General features: G+C 49.8%; 14 protein-coding genes and 2 riboswitches. Of the genes, 3 read left to right on the top strand and 11 right to left on the bottom strand.

Annotated elements, in window-relative coordinates; translation table 11 throughout:
* Positions 1–30: 30 nt before the first annotated feature.
* The 7 genes from ACSR9A_RS18070 to ACSR9A_RS18040 form a co-directional block, all read right to left on the bottom strand.
* A complete protein-coding gene (locus ACSR9A_RS18070) occupies positions 31–2229 on the bottom strand; it encodes a glycosyltransferase (RefSeq protein WP_473758711.1) in 2199 nt (732 codons plus the stop codon).
* A gap of 419 nt (positions 2230–2648) precedes the next feature.
* A complete protein-coding gene (locus ACSR9A_RS18065) occupies positions 2649–3596 on the bottom strand; it encodes a glycoside hydrolase family 26 protein (protein WP_473758685.1) in 948 nt (315 codons plus the stop codon).
* A gap of 85 nt (positions 3597–3681) precedes the next feature.
* A riboswitch (cyclic di-GMP riboswitch) is annotated at positions 3682–3769 on the bottom strand.
* A gap of 80 nt (positions 3770–3849) precedes the next feature.
* Positions 3850–3937, bottom strand: a riboswitch (cyclic di-GMP riboswitch).
* 87 nt (positions 3938–4024) lie between these two features.
* Complete coding sequence (locus tag ACSR9A_RS18060; RefSeq protein WP_473758684.1) at positions 4025–5284, bottom strand: mannosyltransferase family protein; 1260 nt, start codon at positions 5282–5284, stop codon at positions 4025–4027.
* Positions 5285–5287: 3 nt separating this feature from the next.
* Positions 5288–6304, bottom strand: coding sequence for a glycosyltransferase family 2 protein (locus tag ACSR9A_RS18055; RefSeq protein ID WP_473758683.1), 1017 nt, complete (start codon positions 6302–6304; stop codon positions 5288–5290).
* A gap of 315 nt (positions 6305–6619) precedes the next feature.
* A complete protein-coding gene (gene argS / locus ACSR9A_RS18050; RefSeq protein WP_473758682.1) occupies positions 6620–8299 on the bottom strand; it encodes an arginine--tRNA ligase in 1680 nt (559 codons plus the stop codon).
* 2 nt (positions 8300–8301) lie between these two features.
* On the bottom strand, positions 8302–8748 hold the full coding sequence (locus tag ACSR9A_RS18045) for a YwiB family protein (protein ID WP_473758681.1): 447 nt from the start codon (positions 8746–8748) through the stop codon (positions 8302–8304).
* An 81-nt stretch (positions 8749–8829) separates the two neighbouring features.
* A complete protein-coding gene (locus tag ACSR9A_RS18040) occupies positions 8830–9348 on the bottom strand; it encodes a DNA-deoxyinosine glycosylase (protein WP_473758680.1) in 519 nt (172 codons plus the stop codon).
* 160 nt (positions 9349–9508) lie between these two features.
* On the opposite strand from ACSR9A_RS18040, the gene ACSR9A_RS18035 reads away from it, so the two are divergent.
* Positions 9509–9781 carry a hypothetical protein gene (locus ACSR9A_RS18035; protein ID WP_473758679.1) on the top strand — a complete coding sequence of 91 codons (273 nt, stop codon included), beginning with the start codon at positions 9509–9511 and terminating at the stop codon, positions 9779–9781.
* Positions 9782–9871: 90 nt separating this feature from the next.
* Here ACSR9A_RS18035 and ACSR9A_RS18030 read toward each other — a convergent pair whose 3' ends face one another.
* The 3 genes from ACSR9A_RS18030 to allC form a co-directional block, all read right to left on the bottom strand.
* The gene (locus ACSR9A_RS18030) at positions 9872–11197 is read right to left on the bottom strand and encodes a cation:dicarboxylate symporter family transporter (protein ID WP_473758678.1); all 1326 of its coding nucleotides are present in this window, start codon (positions 11195–11197) and stop codon (positions 9872–9874) included.
* Positions 11198–11583: 386 nt separating this feature from the next.
* Positions 11584–12834: a pyridoxal-phosphate-dependent aminotransferase family protein gene (locus tag ACSR9A_RS18025; RefSeq protein WP_473758677.1), complete on the bottom strand. Its 1251-nt coding sequence runs from the start codon at positions 12832–12834 to the stop codon at positions 11584–11586.
* The gene (gene allC / locus ACSR9A_RS18020) at positions 12831–14144 is read right to left on the bottom strand and encodes an allantoate deiminase (RefSeq protein ID WP_473758676.1); all 1314 of its coding nucleotides are present in this window, start codon (positions 14142–14144) and stop codon (positions 12831–12833) included. The genes ACSR9A_RS18025 and allC overlap by 4 nt, the downstream gene beginning before the upstream one ends.
* A 229-nt stretch (positions 14145–14373) precedes the next feature.
* On the opposite strand from allC, the gene ACSR9A_RS18015 reads away from it, so the two are divergent.
* Together ACSR9A_RS18015 and ACSR9A_RS18010 are read left to right on the top strand one after the other, a co-directional pair.
* On the top strand, positions 14374–16071 hold the full coding sequence (locus ACSR9A_RS18015; protein WP_473758675.1) for a PucR family transcriptional regulator: 1698 nt from the start codon (positions 14374–14376) through the stop codon (positions 16069–16071).
* Positions 16072–16229: 158 nt separating this feature from the next.
* Positions 16230–16781, top strand: coding sequence for a guanylate kinase (locus ACSR9A_RS18010; protein WP_056035029.1), 552 nt, complete (start codon positions 16230–16232; stop codon positions 16779–16781).
* A gap of 147 nt (positions 16782–16928) precedes the next feature.
* Here ACSR9A_RS18010 and speB read toward each other — a convergent pair whose 3' ends face one another.
* Positions 16929–17798: an agmatinase gene (gene speB, locus ACSR9A_RS18005; RefSeq protein ID WP_046229589.1), complete on the bottom strand. Its 870-nt coding sequence runs from the start codon at positions 17796–17798 to the stop codon at positions 16929–16931.
* Between the last annotated feature and the right edge of the window lie 17 nt (positions 17799–17815).

Here is a 17815-nt window from a genome sequence, read left to right as displayed (position 1 = left end):
ATAGCTTGGCTTTCATTCACGTTCGCCCTACTATGACTTGGAGTTCGCTTCTGCTGGCACAATGCCTGAACGAAGCTCCTTGCTTGGCGGTATGCTGCTGGACTCCCCCAGCAGCAGGCTTAAATCAAAAGCTTCATCGAAAACAATGGCCGCCGTCATCTTATTGCGCCTAGCCCATCCCACGCGGATGAGACGCCCGTTTGCCTCGAACGCTGAGCCGATAATTTGCAGCCTGACCTTCTTGCCTTCATGCATCGCCGCCTTCTGCGGGAGCTCAATTCGGCAGCCCGTGTAGCTAATATCAAGCAGCTGCGTCCGGTAACGGTCCTCTTGATCGACCAAAATCGAAGCACGGCGCTTCAGCCTAACTCGCGGAGACTTGCGATTTATCGATTTATAGGTGTACTTGAAATTAGAAATATAACTGGTTACGGAAGTCCATACGCCCGCCTGAAAAACGCCCTTAACGAACTCATCCGCATTGCCGTATACTTCAGCAAGCCATTTGCGCTCATCATCAATGTTGCTCCAATGAAGCTTGAAGCCTACCTGGAATCCGGAGCCATGCTTATCATAAAATATTTTCTCAGCTGTCACGCGTATAGCGTCCTGTGATAATGGAATGTCCAGCTCCATGCGATCCGGGAGCGGCAATATCGTATCCGTATAAATACGGCAGCCTGTCTCACTAATATCCAGCGTCTTGACGTTTTCCATCTTCAGCTCTTCATCTTCCATATAACGAAGCGTGAGCGGCAGCTCCTTGGCGAAGCGCTCCGACTCCCGCATGCGTGGGCGTTCAAAACCGAGCAGCAGCGCGAGAATAAGAAACACTCCGTTATAACCAAGCCAGAACAAATTAATGAGCATGGACTGCAATTCATTTTCGCCCGCACCCGCAATACGCCCCACATTTATCGCCATCAGCACAACGGATAGCACAAGCAGAACGAACAACGGCATCATATAGCGATAATTAATGGACGTTTTGTTCTGATAAATGCCTTTCGGCGTCACCTCAAAGGGGATAGCCTTGCGGAAGATGGTTTCCTGAAGGGCTGCGAGGAATAGCGTTGGCGTCATGGCCGTCTCGTAAACGTTGTTCCAAAACACATTGAGCTTCTTATTCGTTAAGTAAGGCACTACAGTAATCGAGAACAAGAAATAAGGCAGCCAGAAGATAAGCAGCTGTTGCAAGCTTGTTTCAAGAATAGCCACGCCAAAGGTCAAGAAGAGCATAGGTGACAGTATGTACATAAAGCGTGTAACGCCAAAGTACCAGTAAAGCAGGTTGGAGAAATAAAGCAGCCGCTGCATCAACGATAAGCCCTTTGCCTCAAGCGGATTGGACATCCTCGTCGTTTGTATCGTGCCCCTAGCCCAGCGGGCCCGCTGTTTAATTTGATCGGATATGGACTCAGACGTTAGGCCTAGTGCCAGCACCTCATTCAAGCAATAAGAATCAAACCCATTGGATTGAAGCTTCATCCCCGTAGCCAAATCCTCCGTGATCGTGCCAATAACGAAACCGCCAATATGATCAATAGCGCTGCGCCGAAAAATACAGTTGCTGCCCACATAAATAACAGCATTAAAACGGTCTCTTCCCGACTGAACAAGCCGCATAAACATATCCTGCTCGTTCGGAATATTACGCCCTTGGTAGTAGTTGTATTGGAAAATATCTTCATTGTAAAAAACTTGGGGCGTTTGTACGTAAGCAAGCTTTTCATTTTTTGCAAAAAAACCTACCGTTCGCTGTAAAAAATCCGGTTTTGGCATCATGTCTGCATCCAACGTGAGGAGCAAATCGCCCTTCATTTTCGTCAGCGCATGATTCAAATTACCCGCTTTAGCATGCTCGTTTCCGGGACGATCGAGATAATGAACGCCTAAGCCTTCGGCTACTTCTCTCATTTCCGCTCGTTTTCCGTCATCACATACCCAAATATTTAATAAATGCTCCGGATAATTCAAATTTTTACAGGCAAGGATGGTTTTTCTAACCAAGGATGGCGGTTCATTGTAGGTAGCGATTGTAACATCCACAGAATAAAGGTTGTCAGGTAATGGCGCAGGCTTTCTTTCAGTGGGTTTTAGCAGAAGAATGTGGAATAAAACGGATTGAAAAATAGAAATGATTTCAAAAAATAATAACAAAGATCCAAAAATTAATGACCAGCCAGATGGGAGTGTTTGTACAAGTCTCCATACTAGATACACGATCATGATAGCAATGGATACCGTTGTTAATATGTACCTAGCTTTTGTTTTCAAATAACCCCAATCCTTTGCGCTCTATTTATTCGCCATAATTCCATTCCTTTTCTGACTAATCTACAACATGGATTGACTATACTGTCTATTCTCGCTGTCGATATTTGTTAAATTGGCCGGAAATATGATATTTTTGGCGGCTAAGGCTCAAATTCAAAGTTATCTTATCACAATCCTTGCCCCTTTAAAAGTTAATTTTTATTCTTAACATCTTAATCTTCTATGCAAATGTGTAGAAAAAAAGCGAAAAAACTCTAATTTTACGCGGTTTACGCGAAATTAGAGTTTTTTCAGAATACCTATTTGGTACTATATCAACTAGTGATTTAAAGAAGAGGTTAGGCCTAGGCCTTTACTACCGCCCAAATCTATTAAAGTGTTTTTTGCAGCGTTTGGTAAGCGCTCAGGCTATCAGCCGACGAATCGATATGCCAGTCCAGTTCTTTGTTTTCATTGAACCAGATCAAACCTTTGATTTGGCTGTACGCTGGCGATTGCACTTGGTTCATAGCGTCAATAACCCATTCTTTTTTGCTGCCGCCGCTTTCGGTTGTGCCTGTTTCAGCGATGATGATTGGCTTGCTCGACATGCTTGTCAGCGCTTGGTAAGAAGCATAGAATACATCGTTAAACGTTCTCCACGAGCTCCACGATTCTTTCGTTCCAAAATTGTAGCCATCGATCGAAAGCATGTCCACATAGGCATCGCCTGGGTACATAGCTGTAAACGAAGCGTTTTTGCCAACATTTTCAGCGTTTACGTTGTACATGAATTTGATGTTTGTTGCGCCTTGCTCCTTGAAAATGGTAACGACACGTTGGAATGCCGCTTTGTAGGTTTCGTTCGTGTTCACTGTGCTGTCGCCAACGCCCCAGCCGTACCAGTTGCCGTTGCCTTCGTGGAAAAGGCGCAGCCAGATTTCAGGGTTTTTATTAGCCGCCTGCCAGTTCATCAATTGTTTAGCTGTTTGTTTCAGGTAAGCGTCTACTACGCCTCTATTGATATCAGCAGTCGAATATTCTTTGTAATTTTTATTTTTAAATTCAAGGGTAAGTAGGTTAATCGAACCATTACTATTTACATAGTCCATAAAACCCTTCCACTCATTGATCCCTTGATTCGAATTGACAAAAGTATGTACAACATCTTGGTGTCCACCGATCAGTTGCTCGTAGGCAGCAATGTTGTTCAAGCTTTGGTTCGGCCAAGTGCCGATCCATGCTCCATTGTAAAAGTTCGTTTGTGCGCTAACAGGGAGTGCCCAGAGTAATGTCGAAGCGAGCATAAGGAGTGTAAGTGCGAATTTTGTCTTTTTCATTGTAAGTTCCTCCCCCGAGCGAATGATGGTACGTGGTCCGAAGAACACGCCACACCTTCATCAGGCAAAGGAGGCTATGTTGGGCTTCGGCAGCTGGCGAGCATATTCCCGTAGGAATGAAGCCCCTATAGCTTTGCGCACATCAGGTTTCCCTGAGTTTGCCTTTTCGTGTTTGAAGCAATAAAAAAAGATAGTCCCTGCTCCCGAAAGAACAAAGTCTACCTTGATTAATAAAGGAAGAAGCGATGTTGAATTCGGCAGCTGGCGAGCATATTCCGTTAGGAATGAAGCCCCTGTAGCTTTGCGCACATCAGGTTTCCCTGAGTTTGCCTTTTCGTTAAACGTAATAGGTATAAAGTATGAGCTAATGTAATATGGTGTTATTGTACACCTTGATCGCAAATTTCGTCAAATTATTTTTTCATAAATTATACAACGAAAAAATATCCATTAAAGTAGCAGATCGCGTACACAATATGAAGCAGGAAAAACATCATGAAATAAAACATTTGCAGCGGCTTATTATTTTTCAGCACATCCGCAAAATAAATATAGAAGGGGAACGCGACCATGACATAGCGTGGAATGCTTTGCAAAAATTCGGCGCTGGCGAACGGAATGAGCATAAGCAGCAGACCATATGCAAAAAACAGCCATTCATGTGCATTACGGCGAATATCTTTCCAGCGCATAATAAGAAAGGCAGCAAAAATGACGAGGACGGCATTAGCAATGATAAAGGCAAGCAGGCCATTTTCCCAGCCACCATTTCCTGAGAAATAAGGTTTTTGGATAAAATGAATGTAGTTTGAAAATGGAGCAACCGTCTTGCGATACCAGTTGATGCTTTGCTCCGTAATCGGAGCCAGCAAATCGCCCGTGAGCCATTTCATATACAATAGATAACCAGCCAGCGGCAGTGCTGAAATAACAGCATAACCTAAATATTTTGCGTCCTTCCACTTGAAACGGTACAGCCTGTGTTCAATCAACAGCGTCCCCACAACGAAAAACAAGTTGACGAAGCCCAGATTGCGCGTCACAGCGGACAAGCCCCCGAACAGAAACGCGAGAAAATATCGCTTTTGCATCGCATAATATACGGTTATAAGCGACAGCATGAGGAACAGGCTCTCGGTATAAGGCACGGCATAGAAGATGGCGGTCGGAAAAACAAGCAGCAGCAGCACCGCAACTTGGGCGTGCTCCTGTTTCAGCCCTCTTTTCAAACAAATGCCATAAAAATATAAGAGCGATACGAGCAAAAACAAATTCGATAAAACCGATCCCACGACCGTCGAATCATATTTAGAAATAGACTCCACCAGGAAGACTAACAAAGGGTATAAAGGGAAAAACACCCAATTTGCACTAGGATGCGGTTCATTGATGTTATACGTATCGTAGCCATTTTCGGCAATACCCAAATACCATACGCTGTCAAATTTCCTTAAATCCTCAAAGCTCGGCTTCTTCAGCTGTGAAATATCCGTCTGGATCGAGAGCTGGCTCGATGTGAAATCATGCCCCTGTACGACCGTATAGTCTGGCGGTACTTGATAGTTCGGAAACAGATTCATGCCGAGAAAGCCTGCAAAATAAAGCAATATTCTCGTGATGACAAACAAGGAAAGCAGGAAGATCAAAACTTGTGTGTTCGATTTTGCTTTAAGCAGCAGCGATTCCATTCGTCACCTCGTCTCTTGTAATTGCTGCGTTTTCGTTTTCGGCTCCGCCAATGCAACGTTATGCAGCTCTGTTTCAACGAAGTATTTCGGCCTTTTCTTCGTTTCAATGTAAATTTTGCCGATATATTCGCCAATTAGTCCAATGCATAGCAGCTGAATGCCGCCAATGAACCAAATCGAAAGAATCATCGAGCTCCAGCCGGATACCGTGTTGCCCTGCAAATGCCGTACGAATACATAAAGGGCGAACAAAAGGCTCATGACCGACATGAAAAAGCCGACAACCGATACTGCGCGGATAGGAGAAACGCTGAAGGAGGTAATGCCTTCCCATGCGAAGATGAGCATTTTTTTCAGCGGATATTTCGATTCGCCAGCAGTTCGCTCCAGACGATCATAATACACGCTGTCGGATTTGAAGCCGATGGTAGGAATGATGCCGCGCAGGAACAGATTGACCTCCTGGTACTCCTCCAGCTTATCAACGACCTTCCTGCTCATCATCCGGTAATCCGCATGATTGTAAACGACGTTGACGCCAAGCTTAATCATTAATTTGTAGAAAAATTGCGCGCTGAACTTTTTGAACATCGTATCGGTCGTCCGCTTGTTGCGTACGCCGTACACGACCTCGTAGCCCTGCTTGTACTTCTCAATAAACTCGTCGATCACCTTAATATCGTCCTGCAAATCGGCATCGATGGAAATTATGCAATCCGCATATTCCTTCGCCGTCAACAAGCCCGCCAGCAGTGCCCGCTGATGCCCAACGTTACGAGAAAGTTTCAGCCCGCTCACAAAACGGTTGCTCCGGTGGAAGGAATCAATAAGCGACCACGTTTTATCGCGGCTGCCATCATCTACAAGCAGCATTTTGCTCTGCTCGGATACCTTTCTTTCCTTCACCAGCCGTTCCAGCAGCAGGGACATTTGTCTTACCGTTTCCGGCAGCGCTTCTTCCTCGTTATAGCAGGGCATGACAATCGATACAATAGGCAAATCGGACTCATCGCCTCTCATGACTTTTCCCTCGCTCTCTATGATGTTGTCCATTTTCGACAATTAGTATAATAGCATACCTTGGTTAAAGCAAGGTGAAACGGCTGTCGCCATCCTCTGGCGGCACAGCGCGTTTCAGTCCGAGAAATGTAGAGAATGGATGGATAATCATATCCTTTCCTATATTTCACGGTGAAACGGCTGTCGCCGTCCTCTAGCGGCACAGCGCGTTTAAACCGTATTATGCTCCATTTCTTTGAAAAAAAAGCCCTTGCGGCACGAGTAGCTGTCTGCTACCGCTGCCGCAAAGACTGATCTTTGTCTGCATGGGTAATATTACATTTGTTGTGGAGCCGAAACACCTACGAGGCAAAGCGCATTTGCAATGACGGTGCGAATAGCACCAAGCAGCGCAAGGCGTGCTTGAGTCTGTGCCGCGTCTTCGGTAATAACGCGTTCTGCTCTGTAATAGCTGTGGAACTGGGAGGCCAGTTCATATACATAGCGAACGATGCGGTGCGGCGCATACTGCTCCGCTGCTTCCGCCACTTCCTGCGGCAGCTCTCCGAGCTTGCGCAGCAGGTCATATTCGGCTTCCGACGTCAGCTTGCTGAGGTCGATCTGCTCAAGCGGCAGCAGCGCAAGGCTTTGCTCCTGTGCCTGACGGAAAATGCTGCAAATCCGCGCATGCGCATATTGCACATAAAACACCGGATTCTCGTTGGATGTCGAAATCGCGAGATCCATATCAAAATCCAGATGCGAGTCCATGCTGCGCATCGTGAAGAAATAACGAATGGCGTCTACGCCTACCTCATCCATCAAATCCTGCATCGTTACCGCTTTGCCGGTACGCTTGGACATTTTCACCTTTTCGCCGTCCTGGAACAGGCTGACCATCTGGGCAATCAATACGACCAGCTTGCCTGAATCGTTGCCAAGCGCCTCCATCGCCGCTTTAACGCGCGGAATGTAGCCGTGGTGGTCTGCACCCCAGATATTGATCATCCGGTCGTAGCCGCGGCTGTACTTGTCCATATGGTATGCGATGTCGGGCGTCAAATAGGTGTAGGAGCCGTCATTTTTGACGAGCACGCGATTTTTATCATCGCCGAAAGGCATCGTATCGAGCCAGGTTGCGCCTTCTTCCTCGTATACATGACCCTTTTCCTTGAGCACTTCCAGCGCCTGCTCAACCTTGCCGTTCTTGTAAAGCGACGTTTCGCTGTACCAAATATCGAAGCCGACGCGGAAGCGATTAAGATCATGCTTGATCTTGTCCAGCTCGCGCTCCAGGCCGAAGCTGCGGAAAAACTCCAGACGGTCCTCCGTGCTGAGGCTCAGCAGACGATCGCCTTCCTGCTCAGCAAGCAGCCCTCCGAAACCAATAATATCCGCGCCGTGGTAGCCGTCCTCCGGCATCTCCGCTTCCTTGCCCAGCGCCTGCTGGTAGCGCGCTTCAATCGACTTTGCCAGATTGTTCACCTGATTACCGGCGTCGTTAATATAATATTCGCGGGTCACTTCATAGCCCGCATATTCAAGCACGTTGCACAGCGCATCGCCAACCGCCGCACCGCGTGCATGTCCAAGATGAAGGCTGCCCGTTGGGTTAGCGCTGACGAACTCCATCTCCACGCGCTTGCCTGCGCCGATTTGCGTACGCCCGTAGTTGTCCCCGCCTGAGACAACCTCGCCAACAACACTGTACAAATAGCTTTTGTCCATACGGAAGTTAATGAAGCCTGGCCCCGCAATTTCAGCCGATTGGATCGATGCTTTCGCATAGTCGAGATTCGCGATAATCGTTTCGGCGATCATCCGCGGATTTTTCTTCGCCAGCTTAGTCAGCTGCATCGCTGCGTTGGTCGCCAAATCGCCATGTTCTTTATCCTTAGGCACCTCCAGCACGAATGCCGGAAGCTCCTCCCGTGCTGCGAGCCCGCCCGCTACTGCCGCATCGGCAATAGCCGCTTTTACCTGCTCATACAATCGTTCTAATACATTTCCACTCATCGTTACTGTTCCCCCTGAATATGCAGCCGAATATGAAATCGGCCAGATAAATGCTCGTCGATCCACAAATCATACTTCCATTCTATTGTAAAAGGAGGCTCCGCCAGCTCTCCCGCAGCAGCGCCCTCCGCCTGAAGCGCGAGCTGCCCCGTCTCCGTCTCCATTTGAAAAGACGTAAATGGGGACCGATAGCGTCCAGCCCGCTTGCCGCCAATAGCGAAAAGCTGCTCCGAATCTACCGCTCCCCGGCGCGTAATAAGCAGCTCGCCTTGGCGATAGCGAATAAGCGACCTGATTGGCTCCGAATTCGCTTCGCCTTCGACCGTTTCCTCATAGCGGATATAAAGCGAGCGGTCCTTGCGAAACAGTTCTCCGCGGTGCTCACCCACCTGAACAGCGCCATCCTGCCTGCTTTCCAGCTTAATGCTGACGTTCATTCTTTCTGACATGCTCGTGCTCCTGTATTTTCAGTCTTAACGTATGCTTCTACTATATACACGTATCCCTGCAATTTCAACGCTTAAGGGCGATTACTGTTTTTCCAAAAAAGGAATAATGCCGCGCCACGCTTCGATCCGGTCCTCAAGGTTTCGCATTTTCTGCGTCGGAATCGGGCTCGTTGACGGCATCTTGAGCAGCGCGAGCGAGTCAAACGCCGGATGCTCGCGAAAATATTTTCGAAACGTATCGTACGCCTTCGTTCCATTAAATGCAAAGCAGCGCAGCCCCGGATATTGCGCCAGCAGCGCTGGCAGATCATTGGGCTTCTCATCTTTAATGTTCACATCAAGGCTGCCCTCGCGCTCGCAGGATTCAATGACGTCGAACACCGCCAGCCGATGCTCCTGCAAAAAAGCGAGCCGCTTCGCATAATCCTCGTCCGGTGCTCCAGCGTCAAACAACCCATACACCATTCCCCAAAAATAGTTCCGCGGATGACCGTAGAACTGGCGATGCTCCAGCGATTTCACGCTCGGCGCCGTCCCCAGCACCAGCACGCGGGCCCGCTCATCAATGACGGGTGGAAAAGAATAAACACGCTCTGTCATCGCTCTGTCACCCCCTGCCAGCTTTTTTTCTATTATGGCATTTTTGAAGGGAAATATCTCGCACGCAAATAAAGACACGCTAAAAAGAAGTACTACACAAAGTTAGTACTTCTTCAATCCGTATTATTTTTCTAAAATAAAAAGACAAGGAGCTGATCAAATGAGCAAAGCACGCAGCACACTTACCTTATTAGCCGCATGTATGGCACTTTTAACCGTCTATTTTTTAATAACAAAACAACAGCTGTTCGGCTCACAGTGGCTTATTGGGTTTGCAAGCAGCCTAGCAGGCTCGATCATAAGCTTATTCGGCCCATTCCAGGCTAGGAAACAATCTAGTTGGTGCACAGCTATCGCAATGGTCAACTTCCTGCTGCTCAGCTGGTATATTTTTATGTTTTCACCGCTCGCCGTGCTTTTTTTCGGACCCTGAGCTGGGGCAAGCATAGCTTCTCCGCTTCCCCCTCCAATTACCACCAGGCCTTACTTATCCATGCATAAACAGCCCCGCAGCCTCAAACGTTTATTTGCTGACAACCGGCGCTTTCTTAACCATACCCGGAGCCTCAGCCACCGCCTTGCGCTGCATCGCCTGCTGCGCAAGCCCCTTATCGAGCAGCCCCTCCCAGCGGGCAATCACAAACGTCGCGACCGAATAGCCAATAATGTTGACCGTCGTCCGGAAGTTGCCCATAATGCGGTCAGGCGCCAGCATGAGCGCAACCGCAGCCATCGATATAGAGCCTGTGCTTGCCGCAGTAGCGGATAAGGCTACAAATGCCGAGCCCGGAATGCCCGCCATCCCTTTCGAGGTAAGCAATAGCACGCCAAGCAGCACCAGCTGCTCCTTCAAACCGAGATCTACGCCTGTCGCCTGCGCCAAAAACACTACAGCAAGCGAAAGATAGATGGAGGCGCCATCCAAATTAAACGAATAGCCTGTCGGCACAACTAGTCCGACTACAGCGCGGTCACAGCCCGCTTTTTCAAATTTGTTCATGAGCTGTGGCATAACCGCCTCCGTCGAGCCTGTGGCAAAGGCAAATACGATTTCCTCCCGCACCAGCATGATCAGCTTCCATAGGCTAATGCCCACGAACACTCGCATGACAACAGCCAGCAGGAGCAGGAACAGCACACACGCGACCGTCATGGCAAGGAAAAGCTTGCCGAATGCCATCAGCGTCTGAACGCCATATTGGCTGACCATAAAGGCCATCGCGCCAAATGTAGCTAGCGCAGTAAGCTTCATAATATAGCCCATAATTTGAAAGATAACTTTGCTTACATGGTCTAGAAAATCGACTAGAACCTCAGACGTACGGCCGCCGATATGTACAATGGCAAAACCCACGAAGCAGGAAACCAGCAATACCTGCAGCATAGTATTCGTTGAAAATGCCGCTACAGCACTCTCTGGGATAATGTTGAGGAAAAACTCCGAGCCGCTAGGCAAATGGCCGTTTTTCGTCGCCTGCTCAACACCGTCAGTCGATAGCGTTGCCGGATCAATGTTCATGCCAGCGCCGGGATTCATTAGATTCGCAATGACCATCCCGATAATGAGTGCAAGCGTCGTGATAACTTCAAAATAAAGCAGCGTCTTCCCGCCGATCCGCCCTACCGTCTTAATGTTGCCCACCTTGGCGATGCCCAGCACAACAACGACGAAAACGAGCGGTGCAATGACCATTTTAATAAGACGGATAAAGCCGTCCCCGACAGGCTTCAGGGCTACGCCGAACGTAGGCCACAAGTATCCAACCGCAATACCTGCCACAATTGACAGCATAATTTGAAAAAATAGTCCTTTGTAAAATGGCTGACGCGATTTTTTAGTTTGTTCCATCCTTTAATCCCCCTATTATGTTATGTTTCATAACTTATCAAGTATCATTTACTAACATCATTATAAGGGGAATGCAGATTTTTTACATTGTCTATAGTAACCAAAAAGAATGCCTCGTTTTTAGTCATGTTAGATAACAACACATTTTATAACAAACCTTCAACAAACCTACCCCACTTGTCCGCTAGCCTCAGCACAAACGCAACCAGCTTCATACTGTCCAGGTAGAAAAAACTCGCTAACACAATCAAATAGAAAAAAGCCCGCCACAATGGGCGGACTCCTACTCTATTCACTATGCCAAGCGATTGCAATTACACGGGCAGGAGCCCCTGCCCCCAACGGGACAAATGCTCTCCCAGCTCAGCAGGCACCGACTGGAAGACTTAATGCAAGCCGCTGCCAGCTTCCGCTTCCCGATAGATAGCGAGTGCCTTCTGCACAGCATTGCCTTTTACAACATCCACACCATAATAGGTCAGGACAGCTTCAAGCGCGCCGAGAACCTGCAGCACATTTTGCTTGCGGCAGCTATAGCCCATCGTGCCAATCCGCCATATTTTCCCCTTCAATACACCGAACGAGCTGGCAATTTCAATACCGAACTGCTCCAGCAGCATCGCTCGGACTGCTTCACCATCCACACCGTCCGGAATAACGACGCAGGTGACAACAGGCAGCTTGCATGCCGGATCGCCATAGAGCTCCAGTCCCATTCCCTCAATGCCGGAGACGAGCGCACGCTCATTAAGCAGATGGCGGGCAAAACGCGCCTCCAGCCCCTCCTCCAGCAAAATCCGCAGCCCTTCGCGCAGCGCATACAGCATCGATGTCGCTTCCGTGTGATGATTCAGACGCGCTGCACTCCAATAATCCTGAAGCTGGCTGAGGTCAAAATAGTTGCTCCGAATCGTCCGGCCCAGCTGGGGCAGCGGTTCGCCCGGATCACGCAGCCCACGTTCAATACGTTTGCGCTGCATGATATGCCGCTCAATTCGGCTGTTATACGTAATCGGCGCCATGCCCGAAGGGACGGACAAGCATTTCTGCGTTCCGCCAATGACAGCGTCAATACACCAGTTGTCCGTCTCTACCGGAACGCCGCCAATCGTGGCGACCGCATCTACAATGAACAGCACATCCAGCTCCCGGCACGCTCGGCCGATTTCTGCCAGCGGCTGTATGCGCCCCGTCGACGTTTCGCCATGCACCATCGCCACGACAGCAGGCTGCTCGCGTTTAATCGCTCTAATGACCTCATCAGGGTCAAACACCTGACCCCACTCCTGCTCCAAGATCACTAGATTTGCCCCACAGCGCTCGGAAATTTCCGCAAGCAGATGACCGAAGCGGCCATAGATCGGAATCAGTACCTTCATGCCCGGCTCAATGACGCTCGTCAGCACCGCTTCCAGACCGGAGCGCGATGTGCCATCGATCGGGAACGCCCACTCATTTTCCGTCTGGAACAGCTCGCGAAGCATGCCCATCGTTTCATTCATCAGACCTGTAAATTCCGGGTCAAACTGCCCCAAAATCGGATAAGACATCGCCCGAAGCACACGCGGGTCAACCTCTACCGGACCCGGAGTCATAATCGTACGCGGCGTAGGGGATAAATCTTTATATTTTTTCATAGCGAACCCTCTCCATAGGCAAGTTGGTATAAAAGCTCTATCAGCACGGCCGTCCCTTCTGCAAGCTGCAGCGAATCGGTATGCTCAAGCGGCGAATGGCTAACTCCACCACGGCTTGGAACAAAAATCATTGCTGAAGGGCAAATGCTTTGCAGCTCCTGCACATCATGCCCCGCTCCGCTGACCATGCGGCGGTGAGCAATGCCATTTCGCTCGCAAATTTGCTCCACCTGCCTAGTCAGCTGTTCATCCATACCGACCGGAGCCGTATTCATCCAATGCTTAATATGCACCTCAAGCCCCAGGGAGGCGGCGATTTCGCCAAAGCGCTCATGAAATTGGCCGCAAAATAACGTCAGAGCCCGTTCATCCGTATGCCGTACATCAACGGTAAAGGATACTTCCTGCGGTATGACATTCGTTACATTTGGCCGAACCTCCATATAGCCTGTTGTCGCGACTAGCGGAGCCCCTTGCTGAGCAGCGGCATCCAGCAGCCAATCAATCATTTTGCTAGCTCCGCGCATGGCATCCTTGCGCCAAACCATTGGCGTCGTTCCCGCATGGTTGGCTTCGCCCGTCACCGTTACCGTATAGCGCTGCTGGCCTACAATCGCCTCAACCACTCCGATTTGCAGTTGCTCGCGCTCCAGCACAATTCCCTGCTCCACATGAATTTCCACGAAAGCCGCAATGTCGCGCCGTTCAGCTTCGCTCGGCCCATCCACGCCTTTGCCCGCAGCACTTCCCTCAGCGCCGAAGCCCGCCTGCCGCATGGCATCCACCAGCCGCACACCATCCGTATCAGCTACGCTTGCCGCATCCTCCAGCTTAAAGCGGCCCGTCACACTGCCAGAGCCCCAATAAGCGATGGGAAAACGACTGCCTTCCTCTTCACAAAAGGATACAACCTCCAGGCTGCGCCTAGGCGCTCCATAATGCTTTTTCAAATAATCCAGCGCTATAATCCCTGCCGCTATGCCAAACGCGCCATCGTATAGACCGCCGTTTTTGACTGTATCGACATGAGAGCCGGTCAGGATAGAGGGAAGGGCTCCTTCCACCCCCTCCAGCCTGCCATACAAGTTGCCCACCCGATCGAAGGAAGGCATAAGCCCGCTCATACGCATTCGTTCAGCAAGCGCCAGCTGCGCTTCCTTCCATCCTTCAGAATACAACAGCCGTGTCACCCCGCCGCCTTCCTGCTTTCCATAACCGGACAACCATACCAGCAGCTGTTCCAAATCTTCAGCAAGCGACGAAATAAGCACTGCTCGCTCTTTTACCGTTCCCAGTGCGCTGCCACTCATGCTGCCACCTCCTCCTGACGCTAATCCGCTTCCTATCCTCTTCCAATCGCACAGTTTATCTAACATACCTTCATTATAATCACCGGCACACGAGCAAGTCATTGTTCAACTTAACTAATGATATAACTGTTCATTGGTTACATTAACTTATTTTCATTGTTTTTCAGCTATAAAAATGATATATTCGCGTTATCTATTCTCACATGAAGAGAGCGAGGAAGCGGAACCGATGATTTTAGCCGATCTATTGAAAATACCTTCCCTCTCCGGCTCGACGGTGGCTGCCGGGCACGCCGGACTAAACCGTAAGGTCAGCACCGTCAATTTGATGGATGCCCCGGATATCATTCATTATATTAAGCCGCATGAGCTGCTTGTGACGACTGCTTATGCGCTTAAAGATACGCCGCAGGATCTCGTCGCGCTAATCACTTCAATGGCCGCCGTCGGCTGCGCAGGCCTCGGAATCAAAACGAAGCGTTTCCTTGCCGAAATGCCGGAAGCCGCTATCGCCCGAGCGATTGAGCTGCAATTCCCGCTTATTGAATTGTCGCTTGATGTGTCGCTTGGCGATATACTCAATCAATCGCTGGGCTTTATTTTGGAGAAGCAGACCGATGAGCTGCGATACGCACTGGAGAGCCATCGCCACTTTTCCAATATTGTGCTCAAGGGGCAGGGGATTCGTGAAATCGTTCAGGAACTTTCGGCGCTGCTGGGCAGCCCTACGCTGCTGTTTGATTCGAGGCTTACGCTAGTTGCGGCTTCGTCCCATTTTCAGAAAGAGCCGTATTCCCGCATGCTCCCTCAAATCTCCTTGGCAGTAGGCTCGCTGAGCGCACAGGACAAGGAAGCCGTCTTCTGCCTGACTGCCCCTGAGCCCGGCGTCTTCAACCATGTTGCCGTGCATCCGATCAAGACGTATCAGCCGCAAGGCTTTCTCGTCTCACTCCAGCATTCGTACCAGCTCCAGCAGCTTCCGGCGCTCGCTATGGAACAGGCTGCCAACGTCATTAGCTTTGAGCTGCTGAAGACGCAGGCGGTCAAGGAGCGGTCGCGGCGCTACAAAAATGATCTATTTTCGGATTTTGTAGACGGCCTCGTCACCTCCGAGCAGGAAATGCTGCGCCGCAGCAAACGGTATGGCCTGAACGCTGGCACCACTTCCTCCTTGTGTATTGTGGCAAGGCCAGATAGCAGCGCTGATGAACCCACCACCGCCACCACCACCACAGCATCCAAAGCCGTTTTCCAAGCATCATTCAAAGCAAAGCCGTTTGAAGAACAGCAGCTAGCCGACTATGAGGAGCTGTATGACAGCCTGAAGGCCGCTTTCAAGGAGCAGGGGCTGTCCTTTATCATTTTCAGCAAGAAAAGCTGGCTTGTTCTCCTGCTCACCTTCCAGCCCGAGGAAGCACAGACGGTGGCACCAGAGCTGCTGGCTCGAATCAGTGATCAGGTATTCGAAAGCACAGGCATCGCCGTCTCCTTAGGCATTGGCAACCCGGTCAAGAAGCTGACCGACATTCCAGCGACCTACAAGGAAGCGGTTGACGCCTGGGAGACAGCATTCACCAGCCGCAAGCGCCGGTTCGTGCAGTTTTACCATGCCAAGGAGCTGACGGATCTGCTTCGCTTGCTGCCGGCTCAGGAGCTGAGAAAATTTCACAACGACATGTTCAAGGAGCTGAACCGGCTGGAGGACAAAGAGCGCAGCGAGCTGATGCGAACGCTCGTCGTTTACCACAGCAACAACTGCCAGATCGCCGAAACGGCCAAGCAGCTGTTCGTACATCGCAATACCGTCATTTACCGCTTGGAAAAATGCGAGCAGCTTACAGGCCGCAAGCTGCGAAATGACAACGACAATTTGCGCTTCCGTATTGCTTATCTCATCGGCCAAATTTTAGAGCCGCCGGGATCGTAATTTTTTACCAATTTATTGAATATTAACATGGCGACTACTTCTATAAAGAAGGATTCGCACGATTTTTGTCGAATGTTATCCTTCATAAATGTAAGACTTTATAAGCGATAGGCTTATAGAAGCCTTATATTTTCATACGGAGAAGGAGGCGACAGGCTATGGCTGGACCTTATATCTTCATTTTTACCGGTACTAGCGGATCTGGAAGAAAAACGATGGCTCACCGGATTGGCAAGGAACTTGGCATCAAGCATGTCAGCTCTTACACAACACGCCCTCCAAGAGATTCTGAGCCGCCTGACCGCGACTATCATTATATTGAGCAAGAACGCTTTGACCGCATGAACGCAAGCGGCGATTTTATTGAAACCGCCGTTATCCATAAGCATCATTATGGTATCCGCACTCATGAGCTCACTGATTTACTGAGCGAGGGCAAGCATGTGTACATGATTCTCAACAGCGATGGCGCTTCGCTAATCAAGAAGCTGTACGGCGAGCAAGTTGTCCGCATCTTCCTGTACGTAGAAAAACGCACGGTCATTGAGCGGCTGGAGGCGAAGGGACTTCCTGCGGAGGTCATCAACAGCTACATGTCGATTTACACCGAAGAGGTCGTCTACCGCAAGCAATGCGAGCATGTGCTGGAAAATCTCGACCTGAATCGCACGATGATGAAAATTCGCGAGGCGATTCAATCGCATTTATAATCAGAGTTAATTGCATACAAAAGGAGCCGCTTTGCAACAGCAGAGCGGCTCCTTTTGCATGCATAAAAAAAGCCCGCCTGACGATGCAATAACGCTCGTCTAGGCAGGCATTCACAACTTTCTTCTGAGCCTGTTGCTTGCGATTGGCTACTTAATAAAACCAAGCAGCATTTCGCGAATGACCTTCGCAGCAACGATTTGCGTTTGCTCCGTTGGGTCATAAGCAGGCGCTACCTCTACAAGGTCGCAGCCAACAACGTTTACACCGGAAGCTGCGATAGCGTGAACCGCCTCGATCAGCTCTTTTGATGTAATGCCGCCTGCTTCTGCCGTACCTGTGCCCGGCGCTGCCGAAGGATCAAGCACATCGATGTCGATCGTCAAGTAAACCGGACGTCCTGCCAGCTCCGGAAGCACTTTTTTCAAAGGCTCCAGCACCTCGAACGGGTGGAAATTAATGTTCTCGCGGGCATATTGGAACTCCTCGCGGGAGCCCGAACGAATACCGAATTGGTAAATGTTTTTGCCGCCAAGCAGTCCTGCTGCTTTGCGCAGCGGCGTGGAGTGCGACAAAGGCTCGCCTTCATAGCTTTCACGCAGATCCGCATGCGCATCAAAATGAATGATCGCAAGATCCGGATATTTCGCATATACCTCTTGGAAAATCGGCCACGATACGAGATGCTCGCCGCCCATTCCAACTGGCATTTTGCCATCGTTCAGAACGCCACGAACAAATTCGCCGATAATTTCGAGGCTGCGTGCCGCGTTGCCAAATGGCAGCAGCAGGTCGCCTGCGTCGAAGTATTCAATCTCTTCCAGGCTGCGGTCGAGATACGGGCTGTATTCTTCCAGGCCAATCGATACCTCGCGAATGCGCGGAGGACCGAAGCGCGAGCCCGGACGGAAGCTGACGGTAAAATCCATCGGCATGCCGTAGATTACCGCTTTGGAAGCCGCATAATCCTCAGAGCTCAGGATGAAGACGTTGCCGGAATATTTTTGATCGAGTTTCATGAGGGCTTGTCCTCGCT

The organism is Paenibacillus sp. R-74696, assembly GCF_055814915.1.
Note: the sequence above shows the minus strand (reverse complement) of the source record. Positions and strands in the feature narration are given on the sequence as shown.

Excerpts from the sequence above, each read along its gene's own strand:
- ACSR9A_RS18070 (WP_473758711.1), bottom strand. The coding sequence starts at position 2,229 with ATGATCGTGTATCTAGTATGGAGACTTGTACAAACACTCCCATCTGGC.
- speB (WP_046229589.1), bottom strand. The coding sequence starts at position 17,798 with ATGAAACTCGATCAAAAATATTCCGGCAACGTCTTCATCCTGAGCTCT.
- argS (WP_473758682.1), bottom strand. The coding sequence starts at position 8,299 with ATGAGTGGAAATGTATTAGAACGATTGTATGAGCAGGTAAAAGCGGCT.
- ACSR9A_RS18065 (WP_473758685.1), bottom strand. The coding sequence starts at position 3,596 with ATGAAAAAGACAAAATTCGCACTTACACTCCTTATGCTCGCTTCGACA.
- ACSR9A_RS18055 (WP_473758683.1), bottom strand. The coding sequence starts at position 6,304 with ATGAGAGGCGATGAGTCCGATTTGCCTATTGTATCGATTGTCATGCCC.
- ACSR9A_RS18045 (WP_473758681.1), bottom strand. The coding sequence starts at position 8,748 with ATGTCAGAAAGAATGAACGTCAGCATTAAGCTGGAAAGCAGGCAGGAT.
- ACSR9A_RS18060 (WP_473758684.1), bottom strand. The coding sequence starts at position 5,284 with ATGGAATCGCTGCTGCTTAAAGCAAAATCGAACACACAAGTTTTGATC.
- ACSR9A_RS18025 (WP_473758677.1), bottom strand. The coding sequence starts at position 12,834 with ATGAAAAAATATAAAGATTTATCCCCTACGCCGCGTACGATTATGACT.
- ACSR9A_RS18030 (WP_473758678.1), bottom strand. The coding sequence starts at position 11,197 with ATGGAACAAACTAAAAAATCGCGTCAGCCATTTTACAAAGGACTATTT.
- ACSR9A_RS18040 (WP_473758680.1), bottom strand. The coding sequence starts at position 9,348 with ATGACAGAGCGTGTTTATTCTTTTCCACCCGTCATTGATGAGCGGGCC.
- ACSR9A_RS18010 (WP_056035029.1), top strand. The coding sequence starts at position 16,230 with ATGGCTGGACCTTATATCTTCATTTTTACCGGTACTAGCGGATCTGGA.
- allC (WP_473758676.1), bottom strand. The coding sequence starts at position 14,144 with ATGAGTGGCAGCGCACTGGGAACGGTAAAAGAGCGAGCAGTGCTTATT.
- ACSR9A_RS18015 (WP_473758675.1), top strand. The coding sequence starts at position 14,374 with ATGATTTTAGCCGATCTATTGAAAATACCTTCCCTCTCCGGCTCGACG.
- ACSR9A_RS18035 (WP_473758679.1), top strand. The coding sequence starts at position 9,509 with ATGAGCAAAGCACGCAGCACACTTACCTTATTAGCCGCATGTATGGCA.